This is a genomic window from Rhodococcus sp. 27YEA15 (genome assembly GCF_049739425.1).
Lineage (GTDB): Bacteria > Actinomycetota > Actinomycetes > Mycobacteriales > Mycobacteriaceae > Rhodococcus_F.
The window spans coordinates 962842-978525 of the sequence record NZ_JBMHHW010000001.1; the positions used below are offsets into that span (position 1 = coordinate 962842).

The window sequence follows — 15684 nt, forward strand, 5'->3', positions numbered from 1 at the left end:
GCGAACACACAGATTTGTGACTGTCGCCACTGGGTGCTCGGCCGGAACTGACCGCCGAGGCCCGTGGATTCCCTGAGGAGCCCCCATGACCCAATCTCGCACCGACGTTCGTTCTGCGGTCTGGTTGTCCGATCCGAATGTCGCTGCAGCGGAGATCGCGTACGACATCGGCTACGGAGCGGTCGTTCTCGACATCGAGCACGGCGCTTTCGGACTTGCCGATCTGGAACGTTTCATTCCGTTCCTGAAAGCCACCGGCTTCGATGTGCTCGCCAAAGTTCTTGCACCCGAGCGAGCGCCGATTCAGCAGGCTCTCGACTTCGGTGCCGACGCCGTGATCATCCCGCACATCGAAAGTGCCGCCCACGCTCGCGAGGTGTGCGCGTTCGCGAAGTTTCCGCCGTCCGGCGACCGAAGTCTGGCGGGAGGCCGCACCATCTCGTACGCTCCGTACACGGACGAATGGGTCACTGCCGAGGATGCGCGCATCCGTTGTTACCCGATGATCGAAGATGCCGGAGCGCTGGCGGACGTCGCCGGTATCCTCGACCTTCCCACCGTCGACGGTGTATTCATCGGGCCGGGTGACCTGTCCGTCCGCCGGGGCCGAGGAACGTACACGCGGGAGAAGGGCGATTTCGAGGACTTCCAGACAATCGTCGACGCTGCACATGCGGCAGGCAAGCACTGGATCATGCCTGCGTGGACCGAGGAAGAGAAGAAGTTCGCGGTGGAGAACAACGCGCATCAACTCGTACTGATCATGCAGCACGGAGCGATCAAGGCCGGATTCGAACAGCCCTACGCCCAGACCACCGCAATCCGTGCGGAGTTGAACTGATGGCCGCCGGCGGCGACGTCACGTTTCTGCCGGAGAAGAAGACGTCCGGGCTCGGTCGAGTTCGATGGCAGATCGCCGGTGTGCTGGGAGTGGGCCAGTTCGTCAACTACATCGATCGGGTGAATCTGTCGGTCGCTACTCCCGAGATCATGAAGCAATTCGACATCTCGGCCGCGCAGATGGGCATCGTCTCGTCCGCGTTCTTGTGGACCTACGCGATGCTACAACTGCCGATCGGCTCGTTGATCGACAAGATCGGTGTCAGATGGGTCAACCGAGTCGGGGTATTCCTCTGGGCCATCGCGTCGTTTCTCTCGGCCGCCGCCGGTGGACTCGGTCTGCTCATCGTCGCGCGCCTCATCCTCGGAATCGGTGAAGCACCCGCTGTGCCTGCGGCGTGGAAGGCGATCGGGCAGTGGTTCCCGAAGCACGAGCGTGGCACGGCCACATCGATATTCGACGGCTCGTCCAAGCTGGCGAATGTTCTCGGTATCCCGATCATGGCATTTCTCGTCTCGACGTTCAGTTGGCATGCTGCGTTCCTGTTCACCGGTGCGATGAGTCTTCTCTTCTTGGCGGTGTGGTGGTTCCTGTACGAGACACCGAAGGACGCTCTCGCGAAAGGCCGACTCACGCAGGCCGAGTTCGACATGATCCGCGAGGGCGGGGCCGAAGACGAAGACGCTCAGACCGGTTCGTCGCTGAGCGGCTTGGGATACCTGCTTCGTCGTCGTAAGACGTGGGGCCTGTCGCTGGGATTCGCCTCGTACGTGTACGCGTACTACGTTCTGCTGACCTGGCTCCCGAGCTTTCTCGAGAAGCAGTTCGGCGTCAACCTCCTCAAAGGCGGGATCTACACGATGATCCCGTGGCTGGTCGCCGTGATCGCGCAGTTCCTGATCGCGGGTCTGCTCATGGACAAGTGGATCGCCCGGACCGGGCAAGGAACGCGGATTCGCCGGATCGTCCTCGTGGTCAGTCTGATGGCCGGAATGGCCGTCATCGGTGCGGGATACGTGGACTCGATCGTGATGGCACTGGTCTTCCTGTCGATCGGTGCCGCCGGACTGGCCGTCTCGGTGCCCGCCGGAACCAGCATCGTCTCACTCATCGCCCCCGAGGGTTACACCGGAACCATGGGCGGCATCGTCAACTTCGTCGGCAACCTGATCGGCATCTCGGCGCCCATCGTCACCGGCGTCATCGTCGACACCACCGGGTCGTTCACCTCTGCCTTCGTCTTCACCGGCGCCGTGCTTGTCGGCGGAATACTCAGCTACACACTACTTCTCGGTAAAATGGATCGGATCGCGCCACCTCCGTCCACCGTTACCGCTTCCGTTTCCCACTGAACAAGGACCGACACCATGACCACCATCGCGGTCGCACAGTTTGCGCCCACCGACAACAAAGAGTCGAACGCCGCCACCATCACCGCACAGGTACGGCGTGCCAGTGCGGACGGCGCCCGCCTCGTCGTATTCCCGGAGTTCTCCATGTACTCGGTGCCGGACATGGACGATCGATTCGTCGAATCCGCCGAACAGATCGACGGGCCGTTCGTCCGGACGATCAAACAGCTCGCAACGCAGTACAAGGTGACGATCGTTCTCGGACTCAACGAGCCGGGCTCGCAAGGCCGTATCCACAACACGCTCGTCGCGGTGAACGAGGACGGCGAGATCGCCGCGACATACCGCAAGATCCACCTCTACGACGCGTTCGGATTCAAGGAATCGGCGCGGGTGACCCCCGGCGATATCGTGGACCCGGAAACCTTCGTCCTGGACGGACTTCGATTCGGGATTCAGACCTGCTACGACCTGCGGTTCCCCGAAGTGACACGCCGAATCGTCGACACCGGAGTCGACGTGGTCCTGCTACCGGCCGCCTGGGTTCCCGGACCACTCAAGGAAGATCACTGGCACACCCTCGTTCGGGCACGCGCGATCGAGAACACGATCTACGTCGCCGCAGCGGGTCAGACACGGCCGGGAGGCATCGCGAACAGCGTGATCGTGGACCCGATGGGTGTAACCCTGGCATCGGCCGGAGAGGAAGAGGGGGTGGCGTCGGCCCGGGTGTCCGCCGAGCGCATTGCCCGCGTCCGAAAGACCAACCCGGCCCTCGAACTCCGACGATTCACCGTCGCACCGCGCTGATCGAAGGACGGTCCGCTGCGCCGGGCCCGGTCGACTAGGTTCTCGGTAGAACTCGCGAACACGATCCCTGGGGGACACCGATGACCGAACCACAAGAACCGAAGCCCGCCTACGACGGCGTCGCCCCGTACGAGCCGTACGGGGCGACGCCGTCGTACCAGACGGAGCAGTACCCGAGCCAGACCCAGTACGGCGGCGGGCAGCAATACCCGGCTGCTCCCTCGTACGCCGCTCCGCAGTACGCGACTGCCCAACCGCCCAAATCCAACGCCGGTTGGGCGGTCGCGTCGATCCTCTTCTTCTGGCCGGTGGCTTTCGCGGCGTTCAATCATCTCCACGACATCTACCCGAAGTGGGCGATGGGCGATCACCACGGCGCCCAGTACGCGTCCGAGCGGGTGAAGAAGCTCGGCCAGATTGCCGTCGCCGTGTTCGTCGTCGGGATGGTCGTGTTCGTCATCGGCTACGCAATCCTGGTCGCATTGTTGATTTCGACAGCCAACGACATCACCTACCGCTACTGATCGGCTGCGGCGACGTGAACCCGGGGCGAGTACCTCGCACGTCGCCGCGAGGCCGTAGAATCCACAGACCGTGAGCCTTACCCTCGGAATCGTCGGACTGCCCAACGTCGGCAAGTCCACCCTGTTCAATGCGCTGACCAACAACGACGTGTTGGCCGCGAACTACCCGTTCGCCACCATCGAACCCAACGTCGGCCTGGTGGAGCTGCCAGATCCGCGGTTGCAGAAGCTCGCCGAGATCTTCGGCTCCGAGCGGATCCTTCCCGCGACGGTGTCGTTCGTCGACATCGCCGGAATCGTCAAGGGCGCGTCCGAGGGCGCAGGTCTGGGCAACAAGTTCCTTGCCAACATCCGAGAAGCCGATGCCATCTGCCAGGTAGTTCGCGTCTTCGCCGACGACGACGTCATCCACGTCGACGGCAAGGTCGACCCGGCGTCCGACATCGAGGTCATCGAAACCGAGCTCGTCATCGCGGACATGCAGACCTTGGAGAAGGCGCTGCCGCGTCTGGACAAGGAAGCCCGCAAGAACAAGGAACTCAAGCCCGCCCACGACGAGGCACTGAAGGCTCAGGCGTTCCTCAACGAGGGCACCACGCTCTTCAGCGTCAAGGACAAGCTCGACTTCTCGCTGCTGCGCGAGCTGAGCCTGCTCACCACCAAGCCCTTCCTCTACGTCTTCAACGCCGACGAAGGTGTGCTCACCGACGAGGCGAAGATCGCCGAACTGCGTGCGTCCGTCGCCCCCGCCGACGCCGTGTTCCTCGACGCGAAGGTCGAGCAGGAACTCCTCGAGCTGGACGAGGAAGACCGTCAGGAAATGCTCGACTCCATCGGTCAGACGGAGCCCGGCCTGCATGCCCTCGCGCGCACCGGCTTCCACACCCTCGGCCTGCAGACCTACCTCACCGCAGGCCCGAAGGAATCGCGGGCCTGGACCATCCACAAGGGTGACACCGCACCCCAGGCCGCCGGCGTCATTCACACCGACTTCGAGCGCGGCTTCATCAAGGCCGAAATCGTCTCCTTCGACGACCTCGTCGCCGCCGGTTCCATGAACGCAGCCAAGGCCGCAGGCAAGGTCCGGATGGAGGGCAAGGAATACGTCATGGTCGACGGTGACGTGGTGGAGTTCCGCTTCAACGTGTAAGGGTGCAGGTCAGCGCTCTATTCGGTGCTCTCGGTACGCAGAGGGTACGCAGTAGATTCCGTAGAGGATTTGAATAGGGCGTCGGCCGCCTTGCGCGTCTTGTCGTCAGCGTCCGGCCACAGGTGGCTGTACGTGTTGAGCGTGACGGTGGCCGAGCTGTGTCCGAGTGCTCGCTGGACTGTCACCACGTCGCATCCGGCAGCGATAAGCCCGGACGCGTAGAAGTGCCGGAGATGATGCAGGTGCAGGTGGTCGGCACCGATCGCCTTGCGGATCCGGCGCCACCGGTAGCCGACAGAGTTCTGATGCATCGGGTGCTTCCCCTCGCCTGGGAACATCCATCGTGTCGGTTCGTCGCTCTCGTGTCGCCAATGTTCGATGTGGAGTGCGAGAAGTTTGAGCAGTCCATCGGGCACCGGGATGGTGCGTTCGCTGCCGTACTTCGGTGCGCGGATCTCGACGGCGTGCCCATTCGACCGCTGCACCTGTCGTTCCACATTGATTTCACGGCGCATAAAATCGATATCACCGACTTGTAGTGCCGCTGCCTCGCCGAGGCGTAGACCCGCGAAAGCACACAGTCCCACAAAAGCGTCGAACTCGATATCCGCCTCGACGACGAGTGCGCCGACTTGCTGCGCTGTGGGGATGACCATCGCCGCGTCTGCCCGCCGCCGGCGGGGGAGTGTGATCCTCTCGGATGGATCCTCACCGAGAACCTTGTCACGCTTCGCAGCCCGCAGCACTGACCGAACATTGTTGAACCGCGTCTTGATCGTGCCGGGCTCTAGCGGCTTGTCTTGCATCGCCTTCACCCAGGTCTCGAGGTGCGACGGACGTAGGTCTGCCATCGCCACAGTCGAGAACGTGACACTGCCCGTTGCCAGGTTCATCGCTTTCACAGTGCCAGGTACCCACACCTGCCGTGATGACCACTCATTGTAGAAGCTGGCGAAGGTGATTTTGCCGCGTACCGGGTCGACGTAGTTGCCGGTGACTTGGCTTGCCACGATGTCATCGAGCCACTTTTGTGCGTCGACTTTGCGCTCGAAGCGTTGGGTTCGTTCGTTGCTATCGTCATCGACATACCTTGCGCGCCAACGCTTCCCCTTGCCGTAGAGCTTCGGTTTCGGTGTTGTTTGTGGCGTGCCGTCATCGTTTAAAAGTTGTGTACCGTCGTCGTCCAGCAGGGGCCGAGGCTTCTTCAGATCTCGCCACAGATCCTCGACGCCGGCGCGACGGTTACGCTTCGGAGTCGACATTGGATTCCACTTCGGATGTCATGGCAGCACCGGACACAATTCTCCCGCGTCGTCCGGGATGTCGGAGCTTTGACCTGAGCAGCAACAACGCGCGATTGCTCGTGTCAACCAATTTCGCAAGATCACTGGCGCACAGTTTGTACTCAATTCTCTGCCGCTCAGCGACGCCTTTATCCCGCTCAATTTCGTCGAGTAGCGTCTTCAACTCTTCTACGAGCTCTTCGCCCACTTCGATCCCTTCGATCTGGGAGTCAACCCAGTACCGGATACGACCGGCAAGGTAGTGCACCTGTGCGGACGGAGAATCAAGCAGCATTACCGCCAGATCCACTCCGAACGCTTCGGCCAGCGATTTTGCTTCGTCGAGCCTTATGGTCCTTGGGCGCTCCACGTCGCGTAGCTCGATCTTCGCAATGGCCGATGGATGGAGTGATATTCCTTGGTCATGAAGGCGAGCCGCTAGCTCCTGCTGAGTCCAGCCGCGAAGCTCCCTTTCCTCCCGGACCCGCCTTCCAAACCAATCCTCGACCGAATTAGATTCCTCTCGATTTCCCATAGGAGAAAACGCTATCAGCGGTTGGAGGTTGCGGCCAGCGTTGGCATCGTGTAATCCTTATGGAGGAAGATTCACTTCCCTTAGGAGGAAATCCATGTCAGGTGTCGAGCAGTACCTCACCACCAAACAAATCAGTGAGATGACAGGAATCCCAGTCGGAACACTCCGCTACTGGCGACACCGCGGAGAAGGCCCCGAATCTTTAGTCCTGGGTCGCAAGCGGGTCGTCTACAAACTGTCCAAGCTCAACGAGTGGCTGGCAGCGCAGGAGGGCAACAGCGTCCGCGGCGGTGTCGCTTGACGGCCACCCCCACCACGAAAATCGCCCCCGACGCCGGCCAGGGCATCGAGGGCAACGAAATCCAGACCAACACGCAAATGAAGGAACAGACCCAGTAATGACCATAGCAATTGACCCCAGCTCGACGCCCGCGATCACCGATGTTCTGCGGTACGAAGATATCGAGATACTCACGAGTGATGCGGTCCTGGCGGATATTGAGCCGGGATGGGGTGTGATGACTGTTGTATCCGAACGGCTCCACGGCAGCGACGTGGAACTTGGGCAGGCGATTGTCAGGCTCGAACGATTCGACAACCGAGATGGGGACGGTAACGCTGAGCCCAATCGCTGGTCCGTGAATTTTCGCGGCATCAACGGCAACTTCAGCGAGGTTCACCCGAGTGAAATCCCGGGAATCATCGACACTCTCACCGAAATGCGCCGGGCCTGGCTGAACCTCGACCCCGAGGCAATGGCATGAACGCAATCGAGGTTGTCCGCTTCGTGATCCTTACGCTCGCCTCTGCGCGCGAACGCTTGTCGCCCGGAACTTTCCGCGAGGACACCATCGCGCAATGGGCGCCGGGTGAGTTCGTTGTGCAAGCTCATCGCATCGTGAACCGCTACCTGAACGGCACGTACCCGCCTCAGGATTACGTCGTGGAGATCACCTCGCCTGGCCGTGACTTCGTCGATGTGCAGCCCGAAGACGTACTGCGACTGTCGGCGGTGCTGACGGAAATGCACGCGGTGATAGAGGCCCAGAAGTTGATCGACGGCACGGTGAGTGCGACATGAGCCCCACGGTATTCGCGCTGACGTTCCTGCTCATCGCCGAGAACATGGTGATCGTTCTGCTCGGCGCACTTCATTTCAAAGAATCGAGGTCACCTCATGGTGCATCCGGAGACGATCAGGATGCTGGTCGAGTTCATGGCCGCGCTGTTTCCGATCGAAGGCAAGAAGGCATTTCTTCCGGGCGGATTCCACAACGCCAGCCGAGACCGGGACGCGCTCAACAGACTCGCCCGAAGGTTTCCAGGATGCAACTGGGGGCTGATCATCGAGGGCGTCATCTGGCTTGACGAGGACCCGCGTAATGGCGGCAACCTCGAAAATCTCTTCACATCGATTGGTATGCAACAACTTCCGGACACGCTCACTATCAGGACAGGGTCAGGGGGTAGGCATATGGCTTTCCGGCACGCTGGGAAGATTCGAGGCAAGGTTGACGGCCACGACGGTATCGACCTCAAATCCTGGCGTACCGGCTACACCGTGGCCCCTGGCTCGGTGCACCCGGAGACCGGGAAGTTGTATCGGATCGAACGTGACCTTCCGATCGCACCGTTGCCGATACAACTGCTCCCGTTTGTGACGCCACCGGTCTACAAGCCGTCACCTGTGAGCGTGAATCCTGAGCGTCGTTCTGATGGTCTGGTCCGCAGGGTGGCCAATGCTGTCGGCGGTGAACGTAATCCGGTGACGTACTGGGGATTCTGCCGAGCACTCGAGCGGGGGAGCAGTGGTCTTGTGCCTGAGATCCGCGACGCCGCACTGTCCACAGGTTTGACTGAGAGAGAGATCGAAACATGCCTGCGCTCGGCTCAGAGAACGACAGGGAGGGCCGCATGACCATTGACGGGTTCTTTGACGCCACACCTGAACTGCAGATTATCCGACAGTGGGCTCGGGCTCGCTACGCCGCAGTGTGGGCGGTGTTCGGTGGTGTCCTTCTCAGGGTTGCCGCGACCACCGGACCCGAAGTCCAGTTGCCGGGTGTCATCGGCGGGCGAGCATCGCTGAACTTGCTGTGCGCGTTCGTCGCTCCTTCCGGTGGCGGTAAGGGGATCTCGGACAAGGTGGCGCGTCTCGCGTGGCGGGCGCCCATTGTCGAGCGGCCGATCGGGTCGGGTGAGGGTATCGCTGCAACGTTCGTGCCGCCGAAGAAGGAGGGAGTAGAACCGATCACCAAGGCGATCATCAATGTGCCGGAGATCGACACTCTCGCCGGTATCGCGTCACGGCAGGGCTCGATCTTGTTGGCTCAATTGAAGTCGGCGGCAATGGGTGAACAACTCGGGCAGGCGAACTCCAGCGAGGCAACGACCCGTATCGTGCCTCCGCACAGCTACAGGCTGTGCATGAGCGTCGGCGCGCAGCCTGCCCACACTGGGGTGCTGTTTGACGATACGACAGGTGGAACACCGCAGCGGTTCCTGTGGTTCCCTACCACCGACCCGGACATGCCCGCCGATGTCACCCCGGATCCCGAGCCACTGAACGCACGCCTGCCGTTCTGGCAACCCGACGCAGATGGTGTCATTGAGATCGTCTACGGCCCACCGGAGATCACCGAGATGATCATTGGGGCGCACATTGCACGCCAGCGAGGCCAGGAAGACGCCCTCGACGGGCACGCCATGCTCACCCGGTTGAAGGTTGCGGCATCTCTCGCGATTCTGCATCACAGGATCGTCGTCTCCGAACTCGATTGGCAACTCTCGGGTGTCGTCATGGAGGTGTCGAACCGCACCCGTGACTGGGTGGTAGCGGAGTCGAAGAAGGTCGCCCGCCAGAAGGTCCGGGACCGCGCTCTTGTGCGCGCTGCGGGGGATGAAGTCTACGACCAACGACTGCTCGATCGTGTCAGGAACAGCGTCACCAAAATGCTCGAGAGAGATGGGGAACAGTCGAGTAGCGAGCTGCGTCGTAGGCTTGGGAAGCGAGACAAGCGTGACCTCTTCGATCAGGCCGTCGCCGAGCTGGAACACGAAGGAATGGTCGAGCGTGTTCCCGGAAAAGACCGCGGTATCAGGTTCCGGATTGTTGGTCACCGTGACCAACCCGGTCACCCCCCGTTTTCGCAGGTCAACGACGGTGACCAATTTGGTCACCGTGACCAAATGCAAGCATCCGATGACCCGATTCATACCGATGAAGCTGCCGACAGCGCGACCTCCAGCGCACCGCTGCATGTCGTTGCTAACCCTGCTCCGCCGACGATGACAGCGCGTCAGTGGATGGACGTGTACGTCTCGACGGTCCTCGATAGCGGCGTGGATACCGTCGAATCGGCGGAGGTTTACGAAGCGGGAAAGGCGGCCGGATACAAGATCGACAATCTTCGGCAGGCCGCCAAGAGTTCCAATCTGATCTCGGTCGCTGCCCGCAAGGGATCGGTCACTGTATGGAATCTCGGTGTCGGCGGTGAGAGCACCATCGTCTCGGCCGAGGAGTGGCTGACCGGGTGGCTGCGATCGACCGGCGGGTGGGTGAAGGCAGCTGACGTTTACACCGCAGGCCTCGCAGTCGGGTATGGGCGAGATACCGTCAAGTCGGCCAGTGTCCGTGCTGCGGTCAACAAGCGGGGGCAATCCGTCTCGACTGAATGGTCCGTCGCTCCCACTGCCGTCGAGCGGGGTGCGTGATGACACCGCGCAATCTGCCCAGTGTCCCGGAACTCCTGAGCGCTCTGGTCGATCCTCGACTGGAAGGTGCGGCGTGTGTCTCGAGGGCGCCGTTGTTCGACAATTTCCTCGACGAGGGCAACGAACCGCCGGAGGAACGCGAAGCCCGCCATCACCACGCCCGCACCATCTGCCGCCGCTGCCCCGTCCGGGCGGCGTGCGATACCGCCGCAGGCGAACACGACTCGGCCGGTATCTGGGCCGGGCGCCTGCACACTCCCGTCACTACACGAAGGAAATCCGCATGAACGAGACCCTGGGGTGAGCCGCAAACGACAGCGGCAACGAACCTGCCGAGAACCGACCTGTTCCCGAAAAACGCGATCAGTTGTCGCGCTCTGTGGCGAACACCGCCCCGAGTGGCCCGTGGCTGCCAGTGAACACTACGTCAGCATCGGCAACCTTTCCCTCTCTCACGCGGAGGCAATCGCCCTCGCAGACAACATCATTGACGCACTGGAAGGAGTGCAAGGATGACCATCGGAAGTCAGCTCCCACAGCCAGATCCGCGTGGCTGGCTGATATTCGAGCACCTACCCCGAGATCTCGCCGACGCCGAGGACTCGACACAGTACGCGGACTACGAAGCCTCGATGCGGGTCCGGGGGCCACGGAAACGGCCCGCGACACTCACCGAGCGAGTGTTACTGACCCACCTCGGGCACGAACCACCCGAGAAGCTCGACACGATCGTGGAGTACCTGACCGCGACCGTCCGGCGAAGGACATGGCCGGTACTCGAACCCAAGAAGACACCGACACCCGAAAACCAAGGAGCCCCACAATGACTGCACCCATCGACCCCACCACCGCCGAAACCGAACAGGCCCCGGTCACCGCAGAGAACCCGACACCCGAAGCAGGCAAGGGTGTCGGCACTACCGACACCACCCCCGAAGCGGACGCCACGCCTGAGGTCGACGCCAAGCCCGATAATGAAGCAGCGAAGTACCGTCGTCGCCTTCGGGAAGCAGAGACCGAACGCGACACCTACGCCACCCGGCTGGATGTGCTGCAACGGCAAGTGATCGAGTCGGTATGTGATGCCGCTGGTTTCAAGGCTGCCGGATTCTGGGCATCGGGCGTGGAGATAAAAGACCTGCTCGACGAAGACGGAGGCATCGACCCGGACAAGATATCCGCCGCGATCGAGATGGCCGTGAGCACACTCGGGTTGGAAGTGAGACCCCGTGTACCGCAGCCGAATCCGCAACAGGGCGGAGGATCCTATACCGGTGGTGGATTGAGCTGGTCCGACGCACTGAACGGATAGTCGATCCCCTGATATGATTGCGGTGCGCAGACATTCGACCCCGTGGGTTGAAACTGCGCACCGCAGCCCCAGGAGGGCAACCGCAGTCCGGCAGTGCCGCAAGCGTGCCCACAACTTTCCCTCCTGACGCAAAGGCGCAGAATCCATGTCTCTCTACACACCCGGCAAGCCCCGCACGTTCCTCCCCGCGGAGATCGCCGAACTGGTCACCCGTCCCGTTGAACGCGAAGCCCTGAGTTTGCAGATCACCACCGTCGTCTCGCTCGGTGACCGCGTCCACGAATACCGCGTACCGATCGTGGCTGCGGACCCCACCGCCGAGTGGACCGCTGAAGGCGCTGAGATCTCGGTGTCCGATCCCGACCTCGACGAAACCTCGGTGATCCCTCGCAAGCTTGCCGGCCTGACCATCATCAGCCGCGAGATGGCCCGCGACTCGAGCCCCGAAGCCACCGATCTGGTCGGTAAGGGTCTTGCCCGCGACCTCGCCCGTAAGCTCGACGCCGCGTTCTTCGGTACCAACATCACCACAGTAGGACCCCCGGTGGTCCGTAACCAGAACCGCCCCCTCGGACTGGAAGACGTGGCGGGGGTATCGGAGGTGGACACCGGCGGCACCATCCCGAACACCGACGTGTTCGCCGAAGCCATCAGCAAAGCCGAAGGAGTCGGCGCAACCATCAACCACTTCGTAGCCAACCCCGCCGACCTGCTCGCACTCGCGAAGGTGAAGAAAGCCACCGGATCGAACGAGCCGCTGCTCGGTACCGACGCCACCTCCCCGTCCAAGCGGGTGGTTCTCGGTGTGCCGATTCTGCCCAGCGCCGCTGTTCGACTGGGAACGATTTGGGGTGTGCCGAAGGATCACATTCACACCGCAGTGCGCGAGAGCGCCGAGCTGGCAGTGGACGAGTCCGCTTACTTCACGTCAGATCGAATCGCTGTTCGCGCGATCCTTCGCGCTGGCTTCGTGTTTCCTCACGAGGAAGCGATTGTGAAGATCTTCAAGAAGAACTGACGACAACACCAGAACGTCCAACGCGATGAACGTGCGGTCACGCGTTGGAGATGGGGAACCACGGATATGGCCCGTGTGACCCCGGTGAGGCCACCTCGGGCGTGCGACTGGGGTGGCCTCACCCATACCCGATAGGAGAGAGCCAATGCCCTGGGTGAGGACACCACACGGCTACGACGACGTACCCCTGCCACTTGCCCGACGGGTGAGGAACCGAGACGGCAACCGCTGCAGCGAATGCGGCGCACCAGGAACCCGAGTGACCCGCACCCACACCACCAGCCACGGACACGACAACCTGGACGCTGTACGCGTCGTGTGCCCCACCCACGACGAACCCACGCCCCGGCACCAACCCGGACGAACCACCCCACAGCGGCCGACTCAGCCCCACCACTGACGCCGCCGCCACCCCAGGGGGGATGCTCCTCCCGCTGCCCCACGGGCCTGCGGTTGGCATACGCGCTCCCTGTGCCTACGGGTCTGGGGATTTTTTGTTGCCGCCCGATCTGACCGGGTTTGAACACCGAACAGGTCCGATATCCACACCATCGACAGCAGATTTGCTGCACCCTCGCAGACCGGACCATCTATCCGGCGAATGCTGACCGGTATTCCTCACCGATCAGGTACGCAGAACTACGCAGACTTGTACGACTGGTATGAATTGCCAATGGGATTGACTCTTGTAATCATCGGCTCGGGTCTCCAATTTTTTGCGCTGGCCTTCACCCTGTCCCAGATCATGGGCGTAATAGGCATCCGCCGCACCTTGATCCAAACAGTCGTCGACGGATATCAACGCATCCGTGGCGTGCGGTCCGCGGAGGTGCATGGTGCGGTAGCACGGTGGAATGGACACGGCACGGCCGATGCGAAAGTCATCGTCGCGGGAGAAACCGAAGTTGACCGGCTGAACCGAGTCGTCGAAGGTCTCGAAAGCAGGATCTCTGATATGGATGCTCGAATCGTTGACCTCGGCATCCGAACAAGGGGGGAACTCGATGATTGTTTGTCCCAACTGCAGATCGACCGGCGCGAACAGGCTGAGAAAGACGCGACATTGGCGTGGTGGGGCGTGGTCTTCGTCGGTTTGGGAATCGTGTTCCAAGTCGTCGGCTCTGTACTTCAGTGATTGACAGAAACCGGACCATATTTCAACTACGGTTAGCTTGAAGTGACGTACCCTATCGGCTCTCCATATCCCGGCGGTGCGAAGTTCGAAACGGGGCTGCACAGTTGCTGCGGCCACAGGCACTCTTCGCGTCTTCGTAGGTACTCGTGATCTTCGCGCGCCCCACTGGCACGCCAGTTCGATACGCAGAAAGTACGCAGTAGGTCTGAAAGAGCCTGAATCACGCCAACGCTGGAAACCAACTCATTCGCTGGTCAGGGCATGTTCTCGGCTCATGCCGGTTTCTGTAAACGACCAGGAACGGATTCCGCTTCAACGTGTAGTCGAGGTTCGGCTGGACCTCAGGGCATCACTTACGCAGTGATCCCTCGCGGCTGCGTTTTCAGGACTCTCGGAGATGCCGGCGATCGTCGGCGTGATCTCGCGCAGTGATCACGAGGGTCCAGCCGTCGCCCAGAATTTCGGCCGCGGCATTGCTTGCGCGCCCTGGAGTTCAATAGGCTGGCGTCCGGATGGATTCATTTCGCAACCGCCTGCATCGGAGCCGTTATGTCCCGTACACGAGTCCACAATCTCTTTGTATCCTCCGATGGGTACGCCGCCGGTGATCACGTGACGTTCGACGCGCCGATCGGCGGAGCGCGGGCGCTCTTCGGCAAGTTCGACGGTCGCGTCATCCACGGCGTTGACGGAATCGACGAACCCGTGACCGTGGACCGCGCCCTGTTCAGTATGTGGGGTCAGGGCATCGGTGCGGAGATCATGGGTCGTCGCAAGTTCGGCCCGCAGACCGGTGAATGGCCAGATGACGGTTGGGCGGGCTGGTGGGGAGACGCGCCCCCGTTCTACACTCCGGTCTTCGTTCTGACGCATCACCCGCATGACACCCTCGAGTTCGACAACGGCACCAGTTTCCACTTTGTGGACGCCTCGCCGCAGGACGCGCTTGACTTGGCGCGTGAGGCCGCAGGCGGGTTGGATGTCCGGATCGGCGGTGGCCCGTCCACCGTGAGTCAGTTCCTGCAGGCCGACCTCATCGATTTTCTGCACCTGTCGATCGTTCCGATCGTGCTCGGTGCCGGCGTTCGGATCTGGGACCACCTCGCCGGACTCGAAGAGCGCTTCAGTGTCGAGTCCATCAGCACGTCCAGCGGTCTGACGCACCAGCTGTGGAACAGGAACCGCAGCCAATAACAGTGGGCACTCGCATCTCGGAGCTTCGCCGGCGCTGGTCCGCTGAGGAGTTCGCAGGTCTGCAGCGGCAACTTCTAGGCCAGTCTCGAATCGTGCAGGGTCCGCATCGTATTCATATGGGATGGCCGGATTCCGGCGATGGATTGGTGGATCTGCGAGGGTTGGCGGTTGGCCGGGAGGGCCTGCAGATCAGGTACCTCACCCTCGCCCGTACCGACTTCAGCCACACCCGAGGCCGGCTGTCCTTCTTCGAGTCCGAGCTCTCCGACTGCCGATTCGACACCGCCACACTGTCGAGCCAGGCCAGATTCGATCGGAGCTTCGAAAGATGCAGCTTTCGTGCCGCCGCCTTACGAGGCTTCTCGATCGGTAGACGCGTTGTCGACTGCGACTTCACCGACGCTGATGCCCGCAAGTGTCGCTCGCTGCCGAACACCCGGTTCGAGCGATGCCACTTCACCGATACCGATCTGTCCTGGGCGACATTCGCCGACACCACCTTCGACTGCTGCATTTTCGACGGCGCCATTGTTTCTGGGACAACGAGTTTCACTCGTTGCACTTTCAGGGCGACGCACCTCGAGTTCGGCCGTGCCCGTGTGAACCGCTGCACCAGCGATGGTCACCCACTGCCTGATCGGTGGACCGGGGAGATGGACGCACAGGCAACCGTCGACGCGCTTGCGGAGCGATACGCTGCAACGGTGGCCGTGGAGGGCGCCGGCGATCTTTCACTCGACCTGTGACCGACCTGGTGCACGGACACGCCACGGTTGTGTCGAACCGGCCGTCGGCGCGCGAGACAATGCTTTGATT

General features: G+C 61.8%; 20 protein-coding genes. 17 read left to right on the forward strand and 3 right to left on the reverse strand.

Annotation, left to right across the window (positions count from 1 at the left end):
• The first annotated feature begins 85 nt into the window (after positions 1–85).
• From ABH922_RS04495 to ychF, 5 genes are all read left to right on the forward strand, one after another.
• On the forward strand, positions 86–841 hold the full coding sequence (locus ABH922_RS04495) for an HpcH/HpaI aldolase family protein (protein WP_424805785.1): 756 nt from the start codon (positions 86–88) through the stop codon (positions 839–841).
• Positions 841–2193, forward strand: coding sequence for an MFS transporter (locus ABH922_RS04500; protein ID WP_424805786.1), 1353 nt, complete (start codon positions 841–843; stop codon positions 2191–2193). The genes ABH922_RS04495 and ABH922_RS04500 overlap by 1 nt, the downstream gene beginning before the upstream one ends.
• A 15-nt stretch (positions 2194–2208) precedes the next feature.
• Entirely contained in the window at positions 2209–3003 is a 795-nt protein-coding gene (locus ABH922_RS04505; protein WP_424805787.1) for a carbon-nitrogen hydrolase family protein, read from the forward strand.
• An 80-nt stretch (positions 3004–3083) separates the two neighbouring features.
• Positions 3084–3527: a CD225/dispanin family protein gene (locus tag ABH922_RS04510; RefSeq protein WP_424805788.1), complete on the forward strand. Its 444-nt coding sequence runs from the start codon at positions 3084–3086 to the stop codon at positions 3525–3527.
• A 70-nt stretch (positions 3528–3597) separates the two neighbouring features.
• Complete coding sequence (ychF, locus tag ABH922_RS04515) at positions 3598–4677, forward strand: redox-regulated ATPase YchF (RefSeq protein WP_424805789.1); 1080 nt, start codon at positions 3598–3600, stop codon at positions 4675–4677.
• Between the two features lie 17 nt (positions 4678–4694).
• Here ychF and ABH922_RS04520 read toward each other — a convergent pair whose 3' ends face one another.
• The gene (locus ABH922_RS04520; protein ID WP_424805790.1) at positions 4695–5939 is read right to left on the reverse strand and encodes a tyrosine-type recombinase/integrase; all 1245 of its coding nucleotides are present in this window, start codon (positions 5937–5939) and stop codon (positions 4695–4697) included.
• A complete protein-coding gene (locus ABH922_RS04525) occupies positions 5920–6495 on the reverse strand; it encodes a helix-turn-helix domain-containing protein (RefSeq protein WP_424805791.1) in 576 nt (191 codons plus the stop codon). The genes ABH922_RS04520 and ABH922_RS04525 overlap by 20 nt, the downstream gene beginning before the upstream one ends.
• 94 nt (positions 6496–6589) lie before the next feature.
• Between ABH922_RS04525 and ABH922_RS04530 the strand changes: the two genes are divergently transcribed.
• The 9 genes from ABH922_RS04530 to ABH922_RS04570 all read left to right on the forward strand — a co-directional run bounded on the left by ABH922_RS04530 (position 6590) and on the right by ABH922_RS04570 (position 12539).
• The gene (locus ABH922_RS04530) at positions 6590–6796 is read left to right on the forward strand and encodes a helix-turn-helix transcriptional regulator (protein WP_424805792.1); all 207 of its coding nucleotides are present in this window, start codon (positions 6590–6592) and stop codon (positions 6794–6796) included.
• 97 nt (positions 6797–6893) lie between these two features.
• A complete protein-coding gene (locus ABH922_RS04535) occupies positions 6894–7259 on the forward strand; it encodes a hypothetical protein (protein WP_424805793.1) in 366 nt (121 codons plus the stop codon).
• A complete protein-coding gene (locus ABH922_RS04540; RefSeq protein WP_424805794.1) occupies positions 7256–7576 on the forward strand; it encodes a hypothetical protein in 321 nt (106 codons plus the stop codon). Before ABH922_RS04535 ends, ABH922_RS04540 begins: the two co-directional genes overlap by 4 nt.
• A gap of 96 nt (positions 7577–7672) precedes the next feature.
• Complete coding sequence (locus tag ABH922_RS04545) at positions 7673–8413, forward strand: bifunctional DNA primase/polymerase (protein ID WP_424805795.1); 741 nt, start codon at positions 7673–7675, stop codon at positions 8411–8413.
• Complete coding sequence (locus ABH922_RS04550; RefSeq protein WP_424805796.1) at positions 8410–10209, forward strand: hypothetical protein; 1800 nt, start codon at positions 8410–8412, stop codon at positions 10207–10209. The genes ABH922_RS04545 and ABH922_RS04550 overlap by 4 nt, the downstream gene beginning before the upstream one ends.
• Complete coding sequence (locus tag ABH922_RS04555; protein WP_424805797.1) at positions 10209–10496, forward strand: WhiB family transcriptional regulator; 288 nt, start codon at positions 10209–10211, stop codon at positions 10494–10496. Before ABH922_RS04550 ends, ABH922_RS04555 begins: the two co-directional genes overlap by 1 nt.
• 225 nt (positions 10497–10721) lie before the next feature.
• Positions 10722–11036 (forward strand): hypothetical protein, encoded by a 315-nt coding sequence (locus tag ABH922_RS04560; protein ID WP_424805798.1) that lies wholly within the window; start codon positions 10722–10724, stop codon positions 11034–11036.
• Positions 11033–11521 carry a hypothetical protein gene (locus ABH922_RS04565; protein WP_424805799.1) on the forward strand — a complete coding sequence of 163 codons (489 nt, stop codon included), beginning with the start codon at positions 11033–11035 and terminating at the stop codon, positions 11519–11521. The genes ABH922_RS04560 and ABH922_RS04565 overlap by 4 nt, the downstream gene beginning before the upstream one ends.
• A 145-nt stretch (positions 11522–11666) precedes the next feature.
• Complete coding sequence (locus ABH922_RS04570; RefSeq protein ID WP_424805800.1) at positions 11667–12539, forward strand: phage major capsid protein; 873 nt, start codon at positions 11667–11669, stop codon at positions 12537–12539.
• 118 nt (positions 12540–12657) lie between these two features.
• Here ABH922_RS04570 and ABH922_RS04575 read toward each other — a convergent pair whose 3' ends face one another.
• Entirely contained in the window at positions 12658–12999 is a 342-nt protein-coding gene (locus ABH922_RS04575) for a hypothetical protein (RefSeq protein WP_424805801.1), read from the reverse strand.
• 141 nt (positions 13000–13140) lie between these two features.
• Between ABH922_RS04575 and ABH922_RS04580 the strand changes: the two genes are divergently transcribed.
• The 3 genes from ABH922_RS04580 (at position 13141) to ABH922_RS04590 (ending at position 15614) form a co-directional block, all read left to right on the forward strand.
• The gene (locus tag ABH922_RS04580; RefSeq protein ID WP_424805802.1) at positions 13141–13674 is read left to right on the forward strand and encodes a hypothetical protein; all 534 of its coding nucleotides are present in this window, start codon (positions 13141–13143) and stop codon (positions 13672–13674) included.
• A 549-nt stretch (positions 13675–14223) separates the two neighbouring features.
• The gene (locus ABH922_RS04585) at positions 14224–14868 is read left to right on the forward strand and encodes a dihydrofolate reductase family protein (protein ID WP_424805803.1); all 645 of its coding nucleotides are present in this window, start codon (positions 14224–14226) and stop codon (positions 14866–14868) included.
• Positions 14869–14984: 116 nt separating this feature from the next.
• Positions 14985–15614 carry a pentapeptide repeat-containing protein gene (locus ABH922_RS04590; RefSeq protein WP_424805804.1) on the forward strand — a complete coding sequence of 210 codons (630 nt, stop codon included), beginning with the start codon at positions 14985–14987 and terminating at the stop codon, positions 15612–15614.
• Positions 15615–15684 lie beyond the last annotated feature (70 nt).